Consider the following 22,519-nt stretch of genomic DNA (forward strand, 5'->3'; position numbering starts at 1 on the left):
CCTCACGTTAAGTGTATTTGACCCACGCCTTCTGACCGATCCACTGCACCATCGTGATGATGACCACAAGCACGAAGAACACCCAGGATACGGCAGACGCATAGCCCATCTCATATTGCTTGAAGGCGGTATCGTAGATGTGATACACCATCGTCACCGAGGCCGTACCGGGCCCGCCCTGTGTCATAACCATAACCTCTGCGAAGATTTGAAAGGAGGAAATGATCGACGTAATGACCAGGAAGAAGGTGGTCGGCGAGATCATCGGAACCGTAATCCGCAAAAATTGCTGCAGCCGGCTCGCTCCATCTATTGAGGCGGCTTCATAATATGTACTTGATATTCCCTGCAGGCCTGCCAGATAGATGACGATGCAGTACCCGATATTTTTCCAGATCCAGAACAAGGCAATCGTGGGCAACGCCCACTTTACACTCGTAGCCCAGCCCGGCAGTGCTTCCACGCCCAGAGAACGCAGCACCCCATTGACAGGACCGTACTCCGGATGGAACAGCGCCGAGAACACCAGCGCCGCCGCTGTGATCGTTGTGATGTAGGGCACGAAATACATCGCCCGCAGCAAGCCCCGCCCCAAGATTTTCGTATTCAAAAAGGCGGCAATCACAAGCGACAGGATCAGCAGCACGGGAACCGCCATCGCGACCAGCAGAATGTTGTTCACAAAGCCGATGCGAAAGTATTCGTTCTGAAATACATCTCCGTAGTTTTCCAGCCCGACGAATGTAGAGCCTGACGCCCCTTTGAACATGTTCCAGTCCATAAAGCTTAAATATAAGGAGTGGAACAGCGGATAGGCCATGAACAGCACATATCCGATGACAGCCGGCAGTACAAAGGAATAGCCAACCAGGCTGTCCCGCAGGCTCACCTTCACTTTGGTCTCCATAATCTACCTCCCTAAAACTTCTGCCTTGAAGCCTAACTTCAGTCCTACAAATTAAATATAAAATGACATTACATATTTATATATTAAAAAAAGCGCTTACAAATGTCAACGAATTTAAAAAAAATAGCATGGCATAATATTTAATTATAAAATTATTGACTATATATAAACGTAGGAGTATGTTTAATTTATACGTTCGTTATCGCCGCACAATCTATCATCATTAAAGGAGTGATCCCGTTGACGACGAATGCCCGACCGCATGTGTTTTTTCTGATGTGTGATGAGCTTAGAGCCGACAGCCTGGGGTTCATGGGGAATTCTGTAGTTCAGACTCCTCATCTTGATGAGCTCTCCCGGGACTCTGTCATTTTTGAGAACGCCTACACGAACTGTCCGATGTGTGTCCCTGCCAGGGCCAGCATGATGACAGGACGCAATCCGCTGAGCAACGGCGTGCTGGACAATGCCATGAGGATGGTAGAGGATGAGAAGCCTCTTCCCGACCTGCTTCGCAAGAGCGGCTATACAACCACGATGTTCGGCAAGCTTCATGTCCACCGGACCCCGGAGGAATGCGGCTTTGATGAATTCAAGTTTGGATATCCGGACCCGAACACCAGCTTCCTCGGCATCCAGGACCCGGAGGTCCGCAAGAAGGCCACCTTCAAGAAGAATGAAGGCGATATCCCGTTGGTCATTCACGGCGAGAGCCCTACGCACCCGGATCAGACCTCATGCTCCCGTCTGACGGAGGACTACATTCAGCGCATGGAACAGATTGCTGCGGATGAGAAGCCGATCTTCCACTACCTGTCGCTGATGGACCCGCACACACCGTACATGCCGACCAAACCTTACTCGGAGATGTATAACCCTGACGAGCTGCCGCTGCCGCAGAATGCCGGACGCACGCTGGCTGACAAGCCGATTACACAGCGCTACTTCCACAAGGTGCGCGGCTTTGACAAACTGAATGAAGAGGATTACCGCAAGAGTCTGGCCAGCTATTATGGCCTGGTCACCCATGTGGATGACCGCATCGGCAAAGTCATTGCCCGGCTGAAGGAGCTGGGGCTATATGAGGATTCACTCATTATCTTCACTTCGGACCATGGATCGATGATGGGGGAGCACGGCTTTATCGAGAAATGGGGCCATATGTACGAGCCCGTCGTCCGCATTCCGCTGCTGGTCAAGCTGCCGGGCAATCTGAATTCCGGATCTCGTCTGGACACGTTCGCGGAAATCATCGACCTGCTGCCAACCGTTCTGGATGCAGCCGGGGTAGACATCCCGGAAGAGGTTCAAGGCATGAGCCTGCTGCCGGTCTGCCGGGGCGAGCGCAAAGTTCACCGAACGGAAGCGCACAGCCAGTATTTCTGCGGCTCCATCCACGTTGAGCCTGCCCTTATGATTCGGAATCATGACTTCAAGCTGACGGTGTATCCAGAGCAGGAGTCCATTCATGAGAAGCTGTATGGCGATCATTATCTAAAGTACTCTGCATTCTTTGATCAGCCGCTTGTAGAGGGAGAGCTTTACGATCTCCACAACGACCCTTATGAGGAGCGCAACCTGTTCGATGACCCGGCTTACGCACAGCAGCAAGCCCAGCTTCTGTCCAAGCTGACAGAGTGGAAGGCAGGGCTAGGCCCGCTGGCCGATTACCGGGGACTGAAGCAGGCGAATATGAAAACCCTGTACAAATTTATTCTGGATCAAGCGAACAACTGGACCAAAGTGTCGGATGCCTTGAAGGCAGACCAGGGACTGACCCAGTGCGCCAGACAGAAGAGAGAAATCTCCGTAGAATCCTAAAAAGCATTGTTCGCTACCCGGATGTCAGCATCCGGGTAGCGTACAGATCAAAAGCGCCGGAATCCTGATAATTTACTCGGATTCCGGCGCTTTTTAAATGAGACGGTATCAAATTAAAAAAAGATGACCTCTAAAGAAAACAGAGGTCATCTACGTGCTAACTCTATAAAACTTTCTACAATCCAAGCGACGATCACATTCAAAGCCTAGATATTGGAATTGGAACTTCATAGGGTGGCTTGTCAGCCTGACTGCTGACTATCCGCCGCGGCCGTCAGATATGGCAAGCGATCTCCAGTCTTCCGGACTGGAGCGACGGCACCTCGGCTAGGAGCACTGCGTTCCCTCCCTCCCCCGCCCTGGACCGCACAATAACCAGGCATTTGCCGTGGAACGCCTGCATGTCACGGGCACTGAAGGGAATGATGCTGGTGGGGTCGCCGTTATCTACGGCTGCAATTTCACCCGGTCCCTGCAGCAGGAAGGATACGTTGTGATCGGCATGGGGACAGAGTCTTCCCTGTTCATCTACAATGCTCACTGTAATAAAGGACAGGTCCTCTCCATCCGCCTGAATGACAGTCCGGTCCGCCTCCAGCAGAACGCGGGCTGGCGCTCCGGCAGTATGGACCTCATGTGTCATGACCTGTGATCCGTCTTTATCATACGCGATGACCGACAGCACCCCGGGCTCATAAGGTACCGCATCCCAGCGCAGACGGTAGCGCTCCGGCAGCGAAACCGGGGATTTGTGCCGGATGCCGAGGGATTGTCCGTTCAGGAACAGCTCGGCAGCCGGATAAGTCGTGTAGCAGAACACAGGAATCGGTCTGCCTTCCTCCCCTTCCCAATTCCAATGCGGCAGCAGATGCAGCACCGGCTTCGTGCTCCACTGGCTCTGGTACAGATAATACCGATCCTTGGGAAACCCGCATAAGTCCACAATGCCAAAATACGAGCTGCGGCTCGGCCACTCTGTCCGGTAAGGCGTCGGCTCGCCCAGATAATCGAACCCGGTCCAGACGAATTCGCCCAGCATATACGGCAGATCGTCCTGGGCCATAAACTCCTGATCCGGTGTCGTCCCCCAAGGCGGAGCACTCAGATCATAGGAGCTGGCCTGCAGATCCCGCTTCGGCTCCATGGGGATCTCTTTGACGGCAGGCAGGTGATACACACCCCGGGAGCTTACCGTTGAAGCCGTCTCGCTGCCGTACATGATCCAGTCCGGATGCTGTCGATGATATTCCTCATACCGGTGCGGCTTGTAATTCCAGCCCGGGATGTCGACAGCGGCCGCCAGGCCGTTCGCAATGGCATCATCGGACATGCTGAAGCCTGCGGTCACAGGACGGGTCGGGTCTGCATCATGGGCAATGGCGGTGAGAAAAGCTGTCGTGGACGCCCCGCTCTCCAGCCGCTGCTCGCGCATCTCGTTCCCGATGCTCCACATGATAATGGAGGGATGGTTGCGGTCGCGGGTGATCATAGCCCGTAAATCTTTTTCCGCCCATTCCTGGAACAGCCGGTGATATCCGTTCTGCACCTTCCCTTCACCCCATTCGTCGAAAGCCTCATCAATGACCAGCAGCCCCATCTCATCGCATAAATCGAGAAGCTCCGGCGCCGGCGGGTTGTGGCTCATCCGAATGGCGTTGCAGCCCATGGCCTGCATCAGCTCCAGCTGCCGCTCCATGGCTCTTACGTGAACAGCCGCTCCCAGTGGACCCAGGTCATGATGCAGGCAGACCCCTTTCAGCTTGAGCCGCTTCCCGTTCAGCTGAAACCCTTCCTGCGCGTCAAAGGAAATACTCCTTATGCCAAAAGGCGTCTCGTACCGATCCACCTCCTCCCCGTTCAGCAGCAGCATAGAAACCGCCCGATAGAGCCGGGGGTGCTCCGTGCACCACAGCTCCGGATGCTCAACATAAAGATGCTGCTCAAGCTCCGCCTGGCCGCTGATCTGCTCAAAAATAGTGTCTTCAGCGCACATATGGCCGCTCGGATCAAGCAGCTGCGTGACCAGCTGGGCCAGAGCCGGCTGAGCGCCGGTGCTACTTACGCTCGTACGGATGTTAATGGCTGCGCCCTGCTCTGTTACCTCAGGCGTCGTAATATAGGTACCCCAAGGATTGACATGCAAGGATTCCTTGATGACCAGCCTGACCTGCCGGTAAATGCCGGCTCCGGGGTACCAGCGGGATGCGCTGGGCAGTGAGCAGACCTGCACCGCCAGCACATTATCTTCACCATAGATTACATGGTCGGTGAGATCGAAGACGAAGGATGTATAGCCGTAGGGCCAGGACCCGCAGGATACTCCGTTCATATACACGGTGCTGTTGGACATCACCCCGTCGAACTCCACCGTAATCCGCCGGCCTTCCCACATCTTCGGGATCTTTAGATGCTGGCGGTACCAGCCCATCCCGACGATCGGAAGCGCCCCGGTCCGGCCGACATGCGTAATGTGGTCTTTAATGCCATCCTCCATCACGGAATTGACATGGACATCATGATCCTCGTGAAAGGGTCCTGCAATGGCCCAGTCATGCGGTACCCGGACCGTCTCCCAGTAGCTGTCATCCAGGTGAACCTGGTATCCCCGCAGCGGATCGGCCTCCTCCAGCGCATGGCGCGTAAATTTCCAGCCTTCCTTCAGCGGGATGATCTGCCTTCCCTGTCTACCCTGTCTGGCTTCATCGGTCATGGCGGTCTCCTCCCTCACGGTTACGCTCCAAAAATCCGCGGCATCGGCATCGGTTCAATGCCCAGCTCCGCCCATGCATATTTGAGCAGCAGCTCGCTTTTCAGCTGCTGACTGTCCGGATCGTCCCATACATTGTTCAGCTCCTGCGGGTCCTGCTGCAGATCGAACAGCTCGCCATAGGTCTGGTTATAATACACTGTCAGCTTATAGCGGTCATTGACATAGGATTTTTGATGGATCGTCGTCGGCTCATGCCGGAACTCGCACAAAATGTGATCCCGGGCACGGCTCTTGCGTCCCAGCCACACCTCGGATTGATCCACACCCGTCATCTGAGGGGGAATCTTGAGGCCGGCAAGGGACAACAGGGTCGGCGCCAGATCCACCAGCGATACCATCGCATCGCTCTGCAGATCCGCTTCCACCTGTCCCGGGTACCGGACAATGAACGGCACCTTGATCAGATCCTCATACATGAAGCCGCCCTTGGCCTGAAGACCGTGCTGGCCGAAGAAATGTCCGTGATCTGAGGTGAAGACGATGATCGTATTGTCCGCCAATCCCAGCTCATCCAGAGAATCCAGAATGCGGCCAATGTATTTATCCATCATACTGACCATGCCATAGTAGGTCGCTACCAGCTGCTTGCGTTCCTCCTCCGGCAGCAGATGGGAGTGGTATCCATGAATGGACTGGCCGCTCTCGCGCAAGGAGGAGAAATCCGGAGAGGCCTGCTGGGTTTGGCCAAAATGCGGCGGATTGCGGTCATGCTCTCCCGGCACAACAGCCGGAATGCTCAGCTCATTGGGATCATACATCTTATCCCACGGCGCTGGCACCAGATATGGCGGATGCGGATCAAAGAAGCTCGCCCAGAGGAAAAAACTCTCGTCCTCCTGCTGGTAGCGCTGCAGCTGTGCCTCAGTTCGCTCGGCAATCCAGGTGTTATAGTGGTATTCCTCCGGAATGTCCCAGGTGTGCTGCTTCTTGGGATCCATGGTGCCGGTAGGCGCCATGAAATAATCTCTCCAATGGGTGCAGCCCTTCTCCTCCAGCCAGATGGCATAGTGCTGTCCAACGTGCGCCTCATTCGTATGGTTCCGGGCCAGCTCCACGTGGTTAAAGCCGTAGAAATTCTCGTTAAACTGCCGCCAGAACTCCAGGTCCTGCAGCAGCGGATACGACTCCAGCGATGGATACTCCTCCGTGCTGCGCAGCGGCTGAAAGTGAGCCTTTCCAATCAGTGCAGTCTGATAGCCCGCGCTCTGGAAGGAGTCACCGACGACCTCCCGGTCCTCCATAAGCTTGGTCCCGAGCGTCCAGGCCCCATGCTGGCTCGGGTACTGGCCTGTGATGATCGATGCGCGTGTCGGGGTGCAGGTCGGGTTGGGACAATAGGCACGCTGAAAGGTAGTACCCTCCCGCACGAGCCGGTCCAGATTCGGGGTGGACAGCTCCGGTTGAAAAGCTCCGATCGTATTCCAGTGCTGCTGGTCACTCGTGATTAGCAAAATGTTGGGCTTCTTCATGATTTCACTCCTTACATTTCTTGTTCTTATCCATGATCGTATAGCCAACTCTCCCTTTAATACATGCCAAAATGTTATAATAATGTACAAAATGTTAGCTGTAAGCCAAAGGGGAGAAGAGCATATGAAGCTGGAGGAGAATCCGCAGGAGTATGCCGACGTCCGGCTGCAGGTGCCCAGCGAGTTCCAGCAGCGGAGCGGCCTGTGTCTGCTGCGCTCCGGCATGAGCCGGACCAAGCCTCATTACGAGATCGGACCGCGGAAATTGATTCACTACAGTTTGCATTTTGTCATTAAAGGCACCCTGGAGCTGCAGGACGAGAATTCCACCTACCTTCTGGAAGCCGGCACGATGTTCTGCTTGTTCCCGGACATCACCTACCGCTATAAAAAAGCCTCCGAAAAGCCGCTGGAGCTATGCTGGCTCTTACTCGACGGCTTCCTGGTACGCCCTGCCCTTTCCATGCTCGGCATTCAAGAGCACAAGCCCTTCGCCGTGCAGCCCTGGGGCCAGCAGATGAAGCTGCTGCATGAGCGCATTCATCACACCATCGGCAAAGACTCGCCGCTGCAGCAGCAGAGCCTGCTGTACGAGCTGCTGCAGCTGCTGCAAACCACCCAGGAGAGCGGAGCCGGACGCGAGCCTTCCGCATGGCTGGAATACTGCGCGCTCTACATGCAGCTGCATTATTCCGAGCCGCTGCGCGTCGAGGCGCTCGCTGTAGAGGCGGGAGTGCACCGGTCGTATTTTTCCGCTGCCTTCCGCAAGCATTTCGGTCAGTCGCCCAAGCAGTACCTGACCTCCATCCGCATGAAGAAAGCGCTGGAGCTGCTGGAGAGCCCAGGCCTGCCCATCCAGGAAATTGCCCTGACCGTGGGCTATCCCGACCTGTTCATGTTTACACGCGCCTTCACCTCCTACTTCGGCGAGGCGCCGACGGAGTACCGGAAGCGGGGCACCCGCTCCGGCGAACCGGATTAGCAGCCCTGAGTCGAAAGCGCCTGCCCTGCACCTGAACTCCCAATGAATCGCAAGCCCAAAAAAGCCGCCCCCCCCTTCCTCGGGAGAGCGGCTATAGAACCGGCAGCGGAACGGCTGCCCGCGGATAAAATGGTACAGGGTTAAATCTCCGGTGTTCCGATATTCCACGGAATGTTCCATTTCGGAATCGCCCGGTACATGTGGTTGAGGATGATGCGGGTGCCTTCGAGCTTATGCTGCTGATAGCTCGGATCATCCCACAGATTGGTAGTCTCCTTCGGATCCTGCTTCAGATCGTACAGCTCGCCGTAATCCCGGTCCATATAGTGCACGGTCTTAATGCCGTTATAGATGCAGCCCTTGATTGCACCGGCTTCCATATAGACCGCATCTCTGACCTTGATCTCCTTGGCATGATCCCAGTAGCCGTTGTACGAGAAGCCAGACAGCTCCTGTGGCACCTGGGCTTCAGCAGCTTCCAGGCAAGTGGCTGCAATGTCGATATTCAGCACCTCATCCGCAATTTCCATGCCTTTGAAGCCCTTGATCGGCGGCTTCACGAACAAGGGAACTCGCATCAGGCTGTCACTCAGGCATTGCAGCTTCTCCACCATGCCGAAGTCGCCCATAAAATCGCCGTGATCCGAGGTATAAATAATGAGCGTATCCTCGTACATATCATGATCCTTCAGCATTTGGATCACTTCGCCGATCTTCTGATCCATCAACGTAATGTTCGCGTAGTAGGAGCGCTTCGTTTTCTTGAACTGTTCTTCGGTGAAGTCCTTCAGATATATTTGGGCATAGGAATCCATGCCCTTGAATTGAGGCGGCTTCTGGTCCAGCTGCTCATAGGTCGTCTCCGGAGACGAAAGGCCATCCAGCTCATACCGATCCGCATACTCTGTGCCTTCCAGATCGTAAGGATGATGCGGGCCGGAGAAGGACAGCGTGAAGAACCACGGCTTGGCGTCTGCGTCTGGCTTTTCTTGAAGCTTTTTTCCCAGCCAGGTCTTGCCCAGCTCTCCTAAAAAATCATCCAGATGATACTTCGTATCCACGTTCCACCGGCCGCCGCTGATGAATTCCCGCGTGTACACCGATTTGCGGTCAATGCCGTTTTGCTCAAGGAAATCCAGGTACGGCTGAATATACTGATTCTCGGCGAACGCGCCGTGGCCATCAATGATCATCTCATCATCAAAGCCCCGCCGGATCTCGGAGCCTGCAAAATGCTGCTTGCCGACCACCGCCGTATGATAGCCCGCCTCCTGCAGCCGTGTCATAAAGGTCGTCTCCTCTGCCGGCAGCTGGGTGATATAAGAAGGGCACTGACATTCCGACGGGAATTTCCCGGTCATAATCGCAGCCCTGGAGGGCACACAGGACGGGTTGGCACAGCGGGCGTTACTAAAGAACACGCTATCCTGAATCAGGTTATCCAGATGGGGCGTATGCACCTCGGGATTAATGCAGGAAAAGGTATCATTGCGCTGCTGGTCAGTCATTAGAAATAAAATATTCGGTCTTTTTTTGATGGACATATCAGGTTGACTCTCCTTCTGCTATATTTGTGGAGCTTTGTCATTCCAGGGCATATGAGAGCGCTCTCCAAGTGCCAGCAGCTCATCCATCAGCAAGGACTTCAGCTGCTCCTTCACGCCAGAGGCGCTCGCATTCTCCCACAGATTATGCCGTTCCCAAGGGTCCTCCTTGAGGTGATACAGCTCGCCGTACGGACGTCCCCGGTAATAGACCAGCTTCCATGACTCATTCCGTACCGCGCGCAAATCTCCGGCTTCCAGGTACACGGTGTCCTTGACCGGCTTTTCAGCACCCGGCTTCCAGAACGGGCTGAGGTCTACACTGTCCATATTGCCGGGCACCTGTGCGCCTGCGGCGCTCAGGCAGGTCGCTGCAATATCGAGATTGGAGACGAAGGCCTCCTCGGTTCTGCCCGTAAATCCGGAAACCGGTGGCTTGATGAGAAACGGAACGCGCATCAGCACCTCGGACAGGTACTGGCCCTTGCCCATCATCCCGAAATCGCCCATATATTCCCCGTGATCGGATGTAAACAGAATCAGGGTGTTGTCATATTCGCCGGCGGCCTTCAGCTCGGTGATCACCTCGCCGATCTTTTGGTCAATAAGACTCATGTTGGCATAATAGGAGAGCCTCGTCTCTCTCAGCTCCTGCTTCGTCATCCCGTTTGCCATAGCCCCGCCGGGATTTCCCTGCCCCGTGACGAGCTGCTGCCTAAAGTGCGGCGGCTTGCTGTCCAGATCGCTCTCTTCGGTCAGCGGCAGGTCGATGTCCTCCAGCCGGTAGCCTGTCTCCTGCGGCAGTCCCGCCCCGTCAAAAGGCATATGCGGACCGGGGAAGGACAGGCAGCAATACCAGGGCTGTCCCTTAGGCCGCTGGTGCCTTAGCCAGGACTTGCACAGCTCGCCGATATAATCGTCAATATGGTACCTGGCCTCCGTAATCCAGCGCTGGCTGTAGCGGTTCACCCGCTCGCTGAGCTGTGAGGTTCTGGTGAAGCCCGCAGCTTTCAGAAACTTCATGTATGAGGTCTCCGACTCTCCCTCGATGTCCCAATCCCCCGGCCCGTGCAGGTCGATAATATCGGCATGATCATAGCCCCGATCAATGAGCGAATCCCCAAAATGCTGCTTGCCCAGAACCGCGGTATAGTAGCCTTGCTGCTGCAGCAGAGATGTAAAGGTCACCTCATGAGGGGGGAGATGGGTGATATAGGTTGGAGCACCGCACTTGCTGGGATAACGCCCGGTTATAATAGCCGCTCTTGCCGGCACACAGGACGGATTCGTCGTATAGGCCCGCGTGAAGGAGATTCCTTCTCGTGCCAGCTGATCCAGGTGCGGGGTTCTTACCGCAGAATTGACGGTGCCCAGTGTGTCGAACCGCTGCTCATCGGTCATGATGAACAAAATATTAGGTCTCAAGCCTGTTCGCCTCCCCGCTCCTTGACGCCCGATCCGGTGAAATCGCCGCTGGAGGTGTAATCGTAATATCCTTTTTTCAAAAAGGAAGTGGGATTGGTGCCCGTGACCTGCTTGAATACACGCGTGAAATAGTACGGATTCGAGTAGCCCAGCTTCTCGCTAATCTGCGAGATGTTCATGGAGCTTTCGCTGAACAAGCGGATCGCTTCCTTGATCTTCTGCTCCATGATGTACCGCTGGATGGACAGACCCGCCGTCTTCGAGAACACCCGGCTGATATAGGAGTAATTCATCGAGAGCGACTGGGTTAAGTCCGTCGAGCGGATTTCCTCGTGAATATGGCTGTGGACGAACTTTTTTACGTCGGTGACCAGCTTCTGATTGCCGCTCTTCCTCCGGTTCATTTCCCGGTACAGATCCAGCAGCAAATCCAGCGTGCCGACCTTCAGCTTGAGGTCATCATAATCCGAGCCGCTGATATAGTGGTCCAGCAGCTTGGTCAGCCGGACCGAGGTGCGCTGGTAATCCTCCACCTCCAGCCATTTCATTTCTACCGAGCCCGGGGTAACGGCTTGCGCCGGCGTGAACGTAATCCAGTTCCACTCCGAGCCCGCCTGGGTTTTCTTATGGCCGTAATGCCGGACACCGTGCTTCATGAAGAACACCTGTCCGGGGCCGATGTAGTACTCTTCGTCGGCCTCAATAATATGGACGAGCCCTTTTCTGACGAAAATGAGCACATCACTGTCTACGATCCGGTCCATATGGGCCCAGACGTCCTGAGTGCGAAACAGCCCCATATTTTGTACGTCGGGAAGAGCATCCAGATTGAATTGAACGCCGTTTATCACCGGCACTCACCTCCTTCTCCTTACCTTGAAGCCGCGCCGGGCCCGACTTAATTACCGGAGAGGCTTTGCACCATCTTGGCAGTATTGGACTCAATGCTTCCATAATCACCGGCATGAATTTCCTTCATCGTAACCAGGCTGCTGCCCAGGCCGACACCGACTGCGCCATTTCCAATATACTCCCGGGCATTCTGCGCATTCACACCGCCGACGGCAATAATCTTCGCCTGATTTAACGGAGCCAGGATTTCCTTCACATAGCTGGGTCCGAAGGAAGAGCACGGGAACAGTTTCACGTACCTGGCACCCGCTTCCATCGCCCGCACGACCTCTGTCGGTGTCATGGCACCGGGAAGCGGCAGCACCTCGCGCGCAAGAGCGCTCTCAATCACCGCCTCGCTGACGTGAGGGGAGATCAGGAACTCTGCTCCCGCCGCCATGGCCTCCTTGGCATCCTGAGCGTTCATGACCGTGCCGGCTCCAATTCGCATGCGTCCCTCGAAGGCTGCTCTCATCTCGGCAATGCCAGACAGCGCACCCTCCGAATTCAGCGTAATTTCAGCCAGGCGTACTCCGCCGGCGTACAGGGCCTCCATCACCTTGTTCAAGCGGTCCGGGGGAACATTCCTTAAAATAGCAATGATTTGATGCTGCTCGATATTTTCCTGTACAGTCTTTGTCATGACGTCAAACCTCCCATGTAATATTGATACAGCGCAGCAGCTCCGTACACGCTCAGCAAGTCGGACTCCTCCTCGGAAATGACTTCAATCTGCAGTCCGGGATAGGCTTCAGCGAGAATCGGGGCTGTGAGCGACGGATACAGCGGTTTACCATAGAGCACAATCCGCTCCACGCCTTCCAGCAGGTACGGAGTAAGCATGGCCAGATCCATGGCGATCACCACGCCCAGCAAGAAGCTGCTTACTGCCCCCTTGCTGTGGCCGGATAACAGCCGCAGGGTCCGTACCGAGAAGAGCGCATGACCCGTGCCATATGTCCGGGCTGCCTGAAGCCCCTTCTGTACCCAGGGAAGCTCCGGCACCACCTCGTCCAGCGAAAGCACGCTGTCCTTCAGGATGGTATGCTGGGACACGGCCATCAGAAGCTCCCCGGACACAGAGGTCAGGCAGCCCTCGATGGATGATCCGCGCACCTTCATCCATTTATGGTGAGAGCCGTAATGCATCACGAGCTGGCCGTCGTCACGGCGGATCGGATGCTCCTTGTCTCTCTCTGCCAGGAAGGATACATCGTGATCCTGTGCTGCATAGCGACTCAAATATCCGCATAGCTCCGTCTCTTCTCCCCGCATCATATCACATTCCTCTTCCGGCTCCCGAATGAATTTAATGCCCGGTACGAACAGGATCGGGTGGGGAATAACATCAGCGAACAGCTGCTGCTCCATCCGTGCTGCTACAGCTCTGCCATCCACCGGCCCCGGCACATGAGCCACTTCATGCAGCCCGGCGTTCGACGTGATCATGCCGGAGGCAACCACCGCCTCCACCTGTGACATAAGCTCAGGATGGAGCGCGCACAGCTCAGTATAGCTTTCTTTCAATGCAGCCTTTAACGGCTCGCTGCTGCCGGCAATCGCCACATCCTTGGCCCCGGCCGGCTTCTTTATGCTTGCAACCAGTGTATGGTGATCCAGCAGCCTCATCCGGCAGTTGGTCGTCCCACAGTCAATGACTAACAGCTTCACATTGCTTCCCCCTAAATCCCTAAATAAACAGCAAGGGACGGGCAGATGTGTCTCAGCCCGCCCCCGCTTGATGGGATCCCTTATGGTTGAATCCTATTTACGAATAGAAATACGCTTGATGTAGTAGTACTCCTCCAGGCTGTAAGTGGAGCAGTCTTTACCGACGCCGCTCTCCTTCATGCCGCCATGCGGAAGTGCTACAGTGTAGTGCGGACCGTTGACACATACCGTTCCGGCCTCCAGCGACTCCGAAATGTACAGAATATGCTGCAGATTCGTGCCGAACACATAGGAAGCAAGGCCGAACTCCGTGCTGTTCGCTTCCTTGACGACCTCCTCAACCTCCCGGAACGTCATCAGCGACAGCACCGGACCGAAGATCTCTTCCTTGAAAATATCCATATCCGGGCGCACGCCGCTGATGACTGTCGGCTCCAGATAGTAGCCTTTGCTCTTGTCTGCAGGTACGCTGCCGCCAGCTTCAATGGCCGCTCCTGCCGCTAATGCAGAAGCAATCAGCTTCTGTACCCGGCTCCGGTGCCCATCTGTAATCATTGGGCCCATACCAGCGCCGGACTCCCGTCCCCAGCCCAGAGTGATCTGCTTCGTCTTCTCTACAACCTTTGCTTTGAAAGCCTCCTGCACGGATTCGTGAACAAAGACGCGGTTCGGTGAGACACAGATCTGACCGGCGTTCCCGAACTTCAGGGATACCAGCTGGCTCGCAGCCTGCTCCAGATCAGCATCCGCAAGCACGATGGCCGGCGCATTGCCTCCCAGCTCCAGCGAATAGCGCTTGATCGACGTATTGGATTGCCCGATGATCGCTTTGCCGGCCGCGGTTGAGCCGATCAACGTGATCATCCGCGGAATCGTGCTCTGATTCATCACGGCCGCGAGCTTCAGCGTGTCCCCGGTAATGACATTGATGACACCTGCCGGGAATCCGATTTCTTCAGCGATTGCACCGATCATTAGTGTCGAGAGCGGTGTTAACGGCGACGGCTTCAGCACGCAGGTGCAGCCCGAGGCTAGCACCGGACCGAGCTTGTAGGCAAGGTTCAGCATCGGAAAGTTCCAGGCCAGATAGCCGACAACGACGCCGACCGGCTGTCTTTTGATCAGATTCATATATGAATTGTCTTCGTCTTCAATAATTCGTCCATGCAGGCGTTTGGCTTCCTCATAATAGTAACGCAGGCAGCGGGGCAGCATGTCGAAATCCTCTTCCGCTTGAGCCAGCGGCTTGCCGGTCTCGCTCATCAGCACATCCAGGATCTGCTCCCGCTTCTCCTCAATCGCTTGTGCCAGACGCTCCATCCACTCTCCACGCTGCAGCAGCGGAGTTTTGGACCATGCCGGGAATGCCTTCTCGGCGCTCTTTAATGCAGCTTCGGCTTGAGCTTCTGTGGCCATGCGCAGTTCTCCGGCCAGCTCCTCTGTCGCAGGATTGTGGACCGACATCACATCGCCCAGACCCTCTACGGCAATTCCACCAATATAATGACTGTACATTGCCTCCAACTCCATTTTTAAATTTGTATTCTATATTTAAATGATAACGACAGCGTTTTCAGCTGTCAATGCTTAACTTTAAATATTGAGGTAGTTTTTATATATAGTTCACGCAATGAATGCGTTTTCTACAATGATTGGGCTTCATTTATGGTATAATCCCTAGTATGAGTAACGAAAGAACAGGAAGTCGGAGGCGGCTCTTCAATCATGACAACGACCAAGAAGTATAAAGCTCCCGCTGCGGAGAAGATGCTGGACATTTTGGAGTTAATGGCAAAAGAGAACAAGTATTTCTCAGTCACTGAATTGAGTCAGCGGCTGAGCATTTCGTCCAACTCGGTCTTTCGGATTATGAAGGAGCTGGAGGACAAGAAGTTTATTCAAAAAAACCCGTTGGACAGCTCGTACCAGCTGACCGGCAAGCTGTATTATCTCGGCAGCTCCATCGGTAACCGGATTGCGCTGAAGAATATTGCGGAAGCGTCCATGCTGCTCCTGCGCGACTACACCCGGGAAACCACCCTGCTCACCAAGCTGGGCTCCCTCGGCCGGACGCTCGTGGTGGATCAGCTGGAGAGCCTGGAGCCGATCAAGTTTCTGTCCACGGTGGGCCTGGAGTACCCTTCCCACACCTCGGCGATGGGCAAATGCCTGCTCGCCTTCAGCCCGCCCAGCGTGCTGGAGCAATACCTGGAGCATAACGAGCTGACGCCCGTTACCTCCTCCTCGATTGCACATCCTTCCAGGCTGAAGGAGCAGCTGGAGCAGATCCGCGAGACCGGCTATGCGACCGACATGGAGGAATCCTGCGAAGGGCTGCGCTGCCTCGGAGCGCCGATCTTTAACGCTGTCGGCGAGATCGAGGGCGCGATCGGTATTTCCGGCCCGATCTTCCGGATGTCCAAGGATCATATGAACCGCTATAACAAGAAGCTGCTGGAGCAGGCCCGGCACATTTCCGAGCTGCTGGGCTACGATGCTTCACGGAAGGCTTAACAGCTTGACGCGTCCTGGCGCATTGGCCAGCAGATGACAATAGTCCCGGCACCATATGGTGCCGGGACTGTTTGTTGTATGTGCAGGGCTTGTTTATATCGTGGTGCCGTACTGCTCAATAATATCTCGGTTAATCTCAACACCAAGGCCCGGTGCCGTTGGAATGGCAACCATCCCGTTCTGCAGGGTGATGGCATTATGGATCAGCGCGGCCCGGAACGGATGGGAGGACTGGTCGTACTCCAGCATGGGCTCCTCCGGAGCCAGTGCGAGAGGGGCCGGAGCCAGGGTAGCGATGAACTGCAGCGAGGCCGCAAGGCCAATGCCGGAGCCCCAGACGTGCGGGATGACCATCGTATTCCACGCCTGCGCCATGGCTGCAATTTTGCGGCACTCGGTAAACCCTCCGGCCGAGCACAGATCCGGCTGCAAAATATCCAGCGCTCCTTGCGAAATCCAGCTCCGGTAGCCCGTTTTGCCGAACAGATTCTCGCCGGCGGCGATCAGGGTGCCGGTGAGGTGGCGAATGGACAGATATCCCTCCTGATCCTCCGGTGCCAGCAGCTCTTCCAGGAAATACAGCTTCTGCTCGCGGCACTCCAGCATCAGTCTTCGGGCGAGGCCCGCATTGTACGCTCCGTTGGCATCAGCCATCAGCCGTACGTCAGGCCCGATGGCTTCCCGCACGGCAGAAATGAGCGCGAGATCCTCCTCTATGCCGAAGCCGATCTTCAGCTTCATCGCACGCAGCCCGTTCTCTTTATGGCGAAGCGCCTCCTCTACTCCATCCTCAGGATAACGCCCCTTCTCGGTCCGGTAAAACCCTGTCGCATAAGGCATGACCTCTTGACGGTACATGCCGCCAAGCAGCCGGCTGACCGGCTGGCCGCATGCTTTCCCTTTAATGTCCCACAGGGCGATATCAATCCCGCTAATGGCATTCACAGCCGCCCCGCCCTGTCCGTAGGGTCTTGATTTATTGTACATTTCCTCCCACAGCACATCAGAGTCGAATGGATTTCTGCCGATCAGCAGCGGAGCAAACGCATGGCGGATAAACGCTCCGGCAATTTCCGGCGGCTGCAGCCCATGGCACAGGCATTCACCCCAGCCGGTAATGCCTTCATCTGTCTGAATTTCTACAATAACCGAGGAACGCTGGTGCACCCAGCCTTGCGAGAAGTAAAAGGGCTCATCCAGCGGAGATGTAAGAATGTGCACGCGCAGATCCGTAATGTTCATGGGAAACCTCCAGGGTACTATTTTTTTACCAATGTATATCTATATGATTTTTATGTCAATTGCCTATTTATATTTAAATAGCGGGAGATTGTAAACGCAACCATTGCTTCTAGCCCTAACAGGTAAAAATAGTACTACTTTTGTTCTTTCTACTGCATGGAGGGGGAAGGGGAATGAGACTACAATGGCTGTAATAACATTACTTTTTTCTACAGGAGGGCTACCCTTGAAACATGACATTCGTAAAGTAAAACCTCTTCAAATGACAGATGCCCGCTGGACGTCCGGATTCTGGGCGGACCGCTTTGGACTTGCGCACCACGAAATGATCGACTCGATGGAGGAGGCGCTCCAGGTCAAGGAGAACGGTGCCTATATGCCTAACTTCGAAGTGGCTGCCGGCCTGAAATCCGACAGACATTATGGTGAGGACTGGTCTGACGGTGACTGCTACAAGTTCCTGGAAGCGTGTGCACATGTTTATGCGCTGACGAAAGACCCTAAACTGGATGAGAAGATGGACAAGTATATCGGCTTTATCGCCAAGGCTCAGGACGATGACGGTTATATCAGCACCAACGTCCAGCTTAGCCATAAGCAGCGCTGGGGACAGCGGATTTTTCACGAGGATTATAACTTTGGTCATCTCCTGACTGCTGCATGCGTACACCACACAGCGACCGGCAAGGACAATTTCCTGAACGTTGCGATCAAAGCGGCGGACTATTTGAATCATACCTTCAATCCTTGTCCGAAGCATCTGATCCACTACGGCTGGAACCCGTCCAACATTATGGGCCTGGTGGATTTGTACCGCATTACAGGCAATGAGCAGCACCTGAAGCTGGCTGATATTTTCATGACTATGAGAGGCGCAGGCTACGGCGGCGAGGATCAGAACCAGGACCGCACTCCGCTTCGTGAAGAGTCTGAGGCCACTGGCCATGCGGTAACTGCGGTGTATCTGTATGCCGGGGCGGCGGATGTGTATGCTCATACTCAAGAGGAAGCAATTATGAACGCGCTGGAGAAGATCTGGGACAACATGTACCTCAAAAAAATGTACATCACCGGCGGCATCGGCTCCATCTACAATGGTCTTTCTCCGAACGGGGACAAAATCTGGGAAGCCTTTGGCACGGACTATCATCTTCCGAACCGTTCCGCATATACCGAAACGTGCGCGAACATCGGGAATGCCATGTGGTCTATGCGGATGTTTGACCTGACTCAGAATCCTAAATATATGGATGTCTTTGAAAGAGTCGTATATAACAACCTGCTGGGCTCCATGTCCATTGACGGCCATCATTTCTGCTACACCAACCCGCTGGAAACGCGCGGCGGCAAGCTGTTTAACCACTCCTCGCTGCAGACCCAGCATTTCCGGACGCAGCGCTGGTTCACCCATACCTGCTACTGCTGCCCGCCGCAGGTGCTGCGTACAGTAGCCAAGCTGAATCAATGGGCTTACGGACAATCCAGTGAAGGCTTGTACGTTCATCTCTACAGCGGCAATGAGCTGAAGACGGTTCTGGAATCCGGAGAAACATTGGAGCTGGACGTGCAGACTGCCTTTCCGGCCGAGGAAACCGTCTCGTTGACCGTGAAGAGCAGCCTGAGTGAGGAAACCTCCATCTTCCTGCGCATTCCGGCCTGGGCGGAAAAAGCTTCTGTGAAGGTTAACGGCAAGGCGCTGGAAGGCGTTGCGGCAGGAAGCTATTTCGAGATCCGTCAGGCCTGGAAGTCAGGCGACGTTATTGAGCTTGTCCTGCCTATGCAGATCCGCATGATCGCAGCGAATCCGATGGTTGAGGAAGCGCGCGGACAAGTCGCTTTCACATACGGTCCTTTCGTCTACTGCCTGGAGAGCATTGATCTTCCGGAAGGCACTGGCATCGATCAAATCCGGATCCCGCATCAGATCCAGCTGAGCGCCCAGTACGACGGGGAGCTGCTGGGCGGTGTAGCCCGTCTTCAGGGAACGGCTGTGAAGCTTCCCGCTGCGGATCATAGCGATGCACTGTACAAGCCGTTCTCGCCTGTACAGACCGAAGACATCCAGATCAGCCTCGTCCCTTACTACGCCTGGAACAATCGCGGGCATAGCGATATGTCGGTCTGGCTGCCACTGATTTAGCAGATTATAAAGCGGCCGCCCTCTGCAGTATAGTAGAGGGCGGCCGGATTTTTTTGATTCATTCAAGAAATGAAAGAGGCAGCGAGCCGGTTCTCCCGGCCGCTGCCTTTTTTGCATCTAACCTAGTAATCCTTGATCTGTGCATCGGTCAGAGGCTGATTGTTCTTGTTTCTGGCATCCTCCCGATACAGCACGCCGCCGTTTGTAGCCAGAGAATGACTGAAGCCGACCGACTGGATGTTAGCATTGCTGTAGTCCAGCGTGTAGGTTCCGCGCTCGACACTGAAGGTTGTATCACTGCGGTACTCATGGGACAGCATCAGCACGGGAACGACCGGCGAGGTGATCCGCTTCGTGCCGCAGATAGACACAGCATAGTCGCTGTAATCTCCATTGCCCTCACGCTTGTTGTAGTCGATATAGAACAGGTCTGAAATTGCGAACCACGCCAGCTTGTTCGGGCTTTGCTTCGTCAGCTTGATATTGCCCTTCAGCTTCACATTCTCGAAGCGGCCGCGGTCGCGGTGAACATCATAGGTTTGTCCGTTATAGGTTACGGTCACCTTATCATCCGCATGGAACTCGGACACATCGGAATGAATCGCAAAGGCACTGTCTGTAGCCGTAATATTCGTTAGCGTAATGTCCCGGTTTACCTTCGCATGCGCTTTCAGATACACCGCCGCAAAGCCGTTCTTGTTGTGGACATTGACCAGCTCAACATTGCGGATTGCGCCCAGGTTCGGTCCGGACATGCTGGTATTGTCTGTGTCCTTGCCGCTGCCTGGCTCCAGGCGGACGGTAACGCCGTTCTCTCCGTCGATGTTGCGGAGCAGAACATTATCGCCTGCAAACAGCTGCACCGTAGCATAGCCGCCGTGAATCTTAGTCGCACTGACATCCTGTACCACGCCTTGCGTCGGAACCAGGCCAAAGATCGGGTTATAGATCTGCTCCCCGTTCACCAGCAGCCTGCCGGGACTGCCATCCTGATAAGGTACAAGCACGACGAACGGCTGGCCTTCATAATTCCCGTTAATATGAATGCCCGAGACCGCGAAGTTCTTGACGTTCGTGAGGCGCACGGGACGCTTGTCCCCGCCTTTATTGCCCTTGGTATTGATTGTGAAGCGGCCCGGGCCGATGGAGGACAGCTCAATATTCTGAATACGGGGCGCATCCACCGTTGCCGGGCGAATATCGAACAAAATATTGCTCGACATATTGAAGACGGCTCCCTGGTTCACTTCAATTCTCGTGTTGGATTTATTAATTTTCATTGTACCCAGATTGTACGTTCCTGCAGCGAACTGGATAATGCCGCCGCCATCCAGCTTGGCTTGAATCGAGCTGAGACTCTCTCCAGGCGATACCAGCTTTTTATTTCCCGCCGTTACTTTATTCTCGAAGTACACCTTGCCGCCGTAAGACGTGGTGCCGATGCCCTGGAAGGTCGCGGGATCTCCCACCGCTGCAGATGCCGGGGCGGGAGTCATTCCCGCGGTCAGCACCAGTACCACAGCCAGACAGGCTTTACTTAACCATGAACGCTTTTTCATTATAGTCCTCCTCTATCATCCTAAAATTGATCCTGCAGCTTGCGGCCTTTCTCGTTCTTGTGTCATCCTCTCCCTTCCCGATTACATCGCGCTATACTTCATACTATATTTATATAGCGCTTACATTTGAAACAGCAAAAAGAGCTGTCTCTAGTAAGAATATACATCCGAGTTTATATATAGTCAATACTTTTATATTTGGTTATCGTGAAATAGGCTTCTCCATGACAAAAAAAAGCCCGGCTTCACCTGCTAGAGCAGGGAACCGGGCTTGGCTTCAATTACTTCTTCAAGTTGTAGAACGACTTCAGGCCGTTGTACTGAGCGAGCTCACCCAGCATGTCCTCAATGCGGAGCAGCTGGTTGTACTTCGCTACGCGGTCGGTACGGGATGGAGCACCGGTCTTGATCTGACCCGCATTGGTTGCCACTGCGATGTCTGCAATCGTGCTGTCCTCGGACTCGCCGGAACGGTGGGAGATTACAGCTGTGTAGCCTGCGCGCTTCGCCATTTCGATAGCGTCAAAGGTTTCCGTCAGCGTACCGATTTGGTTTACTTTGATCAGGATGGAGTTACCGATACCTTCTTGAATGCCTCTGCCCAGACGCTCGGTGTTCGTTACGAACAGATCGTCACCCACCAGCTGGATTTTGTCACCCAGCTTCTCAGTCAGCAGCTTCCAGCCTTCCCAATCGTCCTCGGAGCAGCCGTCCTCGATCGTAACGATCGGGTATTTGTCTACCCAGGAAGCCAGAAGGTCTACGAACTCTGCAGGCGTATAGGACTTGCCTTCGCCTTCCAGCTCGTATTTGCCGTCTTTGAAAAATTCTGTGGAAGCTACGTCCATACCGAGCAATACATCTTCGCCTGGCTTGTAGCCGGCTTTCTCGATCGCTTCGATAATGGAAGACAGTGCGTCCTCGTTGGACGTGAAGTTCGGTGCGAAGCCGCCCTCGTCGCCAACAGCCGTGTTGAGGCCTTTACTTTTCAGTACGGACTTCAGGTTGTGGAAGATTTCAGCGCCCATACGCAGCGCTTCCTTGAAGGATTCAGCGCCGACAGGCAGAACCATGAACTCTTGAACGTCTACGTTGTTGTCCGCATGAGCACCGCCGTTAACGATGTTCATCATCGGAACCGGAAGCTGCTTCGCGTTGAAGCCGCCCAGGTAAGCATACAATGGGAGATCCAGCGCATCTGCTGCAGCGCGGGCTACAGCCATGGATACTGCCAGAATCGCGTTCGCGCCCAGCTTGCCTTTGTTCGGCGTGCCGTCGAGCTCGATCATCAGCTTGTCGATGCCAACCTGATCCAGCGCGTCCATGCCGATCACTTCTGGAGCGATCACTTCGTTCACGTTCTTCACAGCTTGCAGAACACCTTTACCCAGGTAGCGGCTGTTGTCGCCGTCACGAAGCTCAACCGCCTCGTGCACCCCGGTGGAAGCACCGGATGGTACGATAGCGCGGCCAATGGCGCCGGATTCCAGATAAATTTCAACCTCTACAGTCGGGTTGCCGCGGGAGTCCAGGACTTCGCGTGCGTATACGTCAGAAATAATGGTCATGAGTAGAGTCTCCTTT

General features: G+C 54.8%; 16 protein-coding genes. 4 read left to right on the top strand and 12 right to left on the bottom strand.

All coding sequences use genetic code 11. The features are described 5' to 3' along the window. Window positions 1-7: 7 nt before the first annotated feature. Window positions 8-907, bottom strand: coding sequence for a carbohydrate ABC transporter permease (locus ACH6EH_RS04095; protein ID WP_397331224.1), 900 nt, complete (start codon window positions 905-907; stop codon window positions 8-10). A gap of 231 nt (window positions 908-1,138) precedes the next feature. Between ACH6EH_RS04095 and ACH6EH_RS04100 the strand changes: the two genes are divergently transcribed. Next, on the top strand, window positions 1,139-2,728 hold the full coding sequence (locus ACH6EH_RS04100) for a sulfatase family protein (protein WP_397331226.1): 1,590 nt from the start codon (window positions 1,139-1,141) through the stop codon (window positions 2,726-2,728). A gap of 274 nt (window positions 2,729-3,002) precedes the next feature. On the opposite strand, the gene galB is transcribed toward ACH6EH_RS04100, so the two are convergent. Both galB and ACH6EH_RS04110 read right to left on the bottom strand, forming a co-directional pair. Beyond that, window positions 3,003-5,438, bottom strand: coding sequence for a beta-galactosidase GalB (gene galB, locus ACH6EH_RS04105; RefSeq protein WP_397331227.1), 2,436 nt, complete (start codon window positions 5,436-5,438; stop codon window positions 3,003-3,005). A gap of 20 nt (window positions 5,439-5,458) precedes the next feature. After that, window positions 5,459-6,967: a sulfatase family protein gene (locus ACH6EH_RS04110; RefSeq protein ID WP_175415125.1), complete on the bottom strand. Its 1,509-nt coding sequence runs from the start codon at window positions 6,965-6,967 to the stop codon at window positions 5,459-5,461. A gap of 124 nt (window positions 6,968-7,091) precedes the next feature. On the opposite strand from ACH6EH_RS04110, the gene ACH6EH_RS04115 reads away from it, so the two are divergent. Beyond that, entirely contained in the window at window positions 7,092-7,949 is an 858-nt protein-coding gene (locus ACH6EH_RS04115; protein WP_397331228.1) for an AraC family transcriptional regulator, read from the top strand. A 140-nt stretch (window positions 7,950-8,089) separates the two neighbouring features. Here the strand turns inward: ACH6EH_RS04115 and ACH6EH_RS04120 are convergent, their stop codons facing one another. The 6 genes from ACH6EH_RS04120 to ACH6EH_RS04145 form a co-directional block, all read right to left on the bottom strand. Further along, complete coding sequence (locus ACH6EH_RS04120; protein WP_397331229.1) at window positions 8,090-9,493, bottom strand: sulfatase family protein; 1,404 nt, start codon at window positions 9,491-9,493, stop codon at window positions 8,090-8,092. Between the two features lie 21 nt (window positions 9,494-9,514). Then, on the bottom strand, window positions 9,515-10,918 hold the full coding sequence (locus ACH6EH_RS04125; RefSeq protein ID WP_397331230.1) for a sulfatase family protein: 1,404 nt from the start codon (window positions 10,916-10,918) through the stop codon (window positions 9,515-9,517). Further along, complete coding sequence (locus ACH6EH_RS04130; protein ID WP_397331231.1) at window positions 10,915-11,775, bottom strand: helix-turn-helix domain-containing protein; 861 nt, start codon at window positions 11,773-11,775, stop codon at window positions 10,915-10,917. The genes ACH6EH_RS04125 and ACH6EH_RS04130 overlap by 4 nt, the downstream gene beginning before the upstream one ends. A gap of 41 nt (window positions 11,776-11,816) precedes the next feature. Further along, the gene (locus ACH6EH_RS04135) at window positions 11,817-12,452 is read right to left on the bottom strand and encodes a bifunctional 4-hydroxy-2-oxoglutarate aldolase/2-dehydro-3-deoxy-phosphogluconate aldolase (RefSeq protein ID WP_138224066.1); all 636 of its coding nucleotides are present in this window, start codon (window positions 12,450-12,452) and stop codon (window positions 11,817-11,819) included. After that, entirely contained in the window at window positions 12,449-13,480 is a 1,032-nt protein-coding gene (locus tag ACH6EH_RS04140; RefSeq protein ID WP_397331232.1) for a 2-dehydro-3-deoxygalactonokinase, read from the bottom strand. Before ACH6EH_RS04140 ends, ACH6EH_RS04135 begins: the two co-directional genes overlap by 4 nt. A 93-nt stretch (window positions 13,481-13,573) precedes the next feature. Next, window positions 13,574-14,995, bottom strand: coding sequence for an aldehyde dehydrogenase family protein (locus tag ACH6EH_RS04145; protein WP_397331233.1), 1,422 nt, complete (start codon window positions 14,993-14,995; stop codon window positions 13,574-13,576). Between the two features lie 210 nt (window positions 14,996-15,205). Here ACH6EH_RS04145 and ACH6EH_RS04150 point away from each other — a divergent pair, with 210 nt between their 5' ends. Continuing rightward, window positions 15,206-15,994 (top strand): IclR family transcriptional regulator, encoded by a 789-nt coding sequence (locus ACH6EH_RS04150; protein ID WP_138224063.1) that lies wholly within the window; start codon window positions 15,206-15,208, stop codon window positions 15,992-15,994. Window positions 15,995-16,087: 93 nt separating this feature from the next. Here ACH6EH_RS04150 and ACH6EH_RS04155 read toward each other — a convergent pair whose 3' ends face one another. Next, a complete protein-coding gene (locus ACH6EH_RS04155; RefSeq protein ID WP_208204283.1) occupies window positions 16,088-17,236 on the bottom strand; it encodes a mandelate racemase/muconate lactonizing enzyme family protein in 1,149 nt (382 codons plus the stop codon). 226 nt (window positions 17,237-17,462) lie between these two features. On the opposite strand from ACH6EH_RS04155, the gene ACH6EH_RS04160 reads away from it, so the two are divergent. After that, on the top strand, window positions 17,463-19,376 hold the full coding sequence (locus ACH6EH_RS04160) for a glycoside hydrolase family 127 protein (RefSeq protein WP_397331234.1): 1,914 nt from the start codon (window positions 17,463-17,465) through the stop codon (window positions 19,374-19,376). 122 nt (window positions 19,377-19,498) lie between these two features. Here the strand turns inward: ACH6EH_RS04160 and ACH6EH_RS04165 are convergent, their stop codons facing one another. After that, a complete protein-coding gene (locus ACH6EH_RS04165) occupies window positions 19,499-20,935 on the bottom strand; it encodes a hypothetical protein (RefSeq protein WP_397331235.1) in 1,437 nt (478 codons plus the stop codon). A 281-nt stretch (window positions 20,936-21,216) separates the two neighbouring features. Then, window positions 21,217-22,503: a phosphopyruvate hydratase gene (gene eno / locus ACH6EH_RS04170; protein ID WP_397331236.1), complete on the bottom strand. Its 1,287-nt coding sequence runs from the start codon at window positions 22,501-22,503 to the stop codon at window positions 21,217-21,219. Window positions 22,504-22,519: the final 16 nt, after the last annotated feature.

It is taken from the genome of Paenibacillus sp. JSM ZJ436, assembly GCF_044383795.1.
GTDB classification, from domain to species: Bacteria; Bacillota; Bacilli; order Paenibacillales; family Paenibacillaceae; genus Paenibacillus_AQ; species Paenibacillus_AQ algicola.

Excerpts from the sequence above, each read along its gene's own strand:
- ACH6EH_RS04095 (WP_397331224.1), bottom strand. The coding sequence starts at position 907 with ATGGAGACCAAAGTGAAGGTGAGCCTGCGGGACAGCCTGGTTGGCTAT.
- galB (WP_397331227.1), bottom strand. The coding sequence starts at position 5,438 with ATGACCGATGAAGCCAGACAGGGTAGACAGGGAAGGCAGATCATCCCG.
- ACH6EH_RS04110 (WP_175415125.1), bottom strand. The coding sequence starts at position 6,967 with ATGAAGAAGCCCAACATTTTGCTAATCACGAGTGACCAGCAGCACTGG.
- ACH6EH_RS04115 (WP_397331228.1), top strand. The coding sequence starts at position 7,092 with ATGAAGCTGGAGGAGAATCCGCAGGAGTATGCCGACGTCCGGCTGCAG.
- ACH6EH_RS04120 (WP_397331229.1), bottom strand. The coding sequence starts at position 9,493 with ATGTCCATCAAAAAAAGACCGAATATTTTATTTCTAATGACTGACCAG.
- ACH6EH_RS04135 (WP_138224066.1), bottom strand. The coding sequence starts at position 12,452 with ATGACAAAGACTGTACAGGAAAATATCGAGCAGCATCAAATCATTGCT.
- ACH6EH_RS04145 (WP_397331233.1), bottom strand. The coding sequence starts at position 14,995 with ATGTACAGTCATTATATTGGTGGAATTGCCGTAGAGGGTCTGGGCGAT.
- ACH6EH_RS04150 (WP_138224063.1), top strand. The coding sequence starts at position 15,206 with ATGACAACGACCAAGAAGTATAAAGCTCCCGCTGCGGAGAAGATGCTG.
- ACH6EH_RS04155 (WP_208204283.1), bottom strand. The coding sequence starts at position 17,236 with ATGAACATTACGGATCTGCGCGTGCACATTCTTACATCTCCGCTGGAT.
- ACH6EH_RS04165 (WP_397331235.1), bottom strand. The coding sequence starts at position 20,935 with ATGAAAAAGCGTTCATGGTTAAGTAAAGCCTGTCTGGCTGTGGTACTG.
- eno (WP_397331236.1), bottom strand. The coding sequence starts at position 22,503 with ATGACCATTATTTCTGACGTATACGCACGCGAAGTCCTGGACTCCCGC.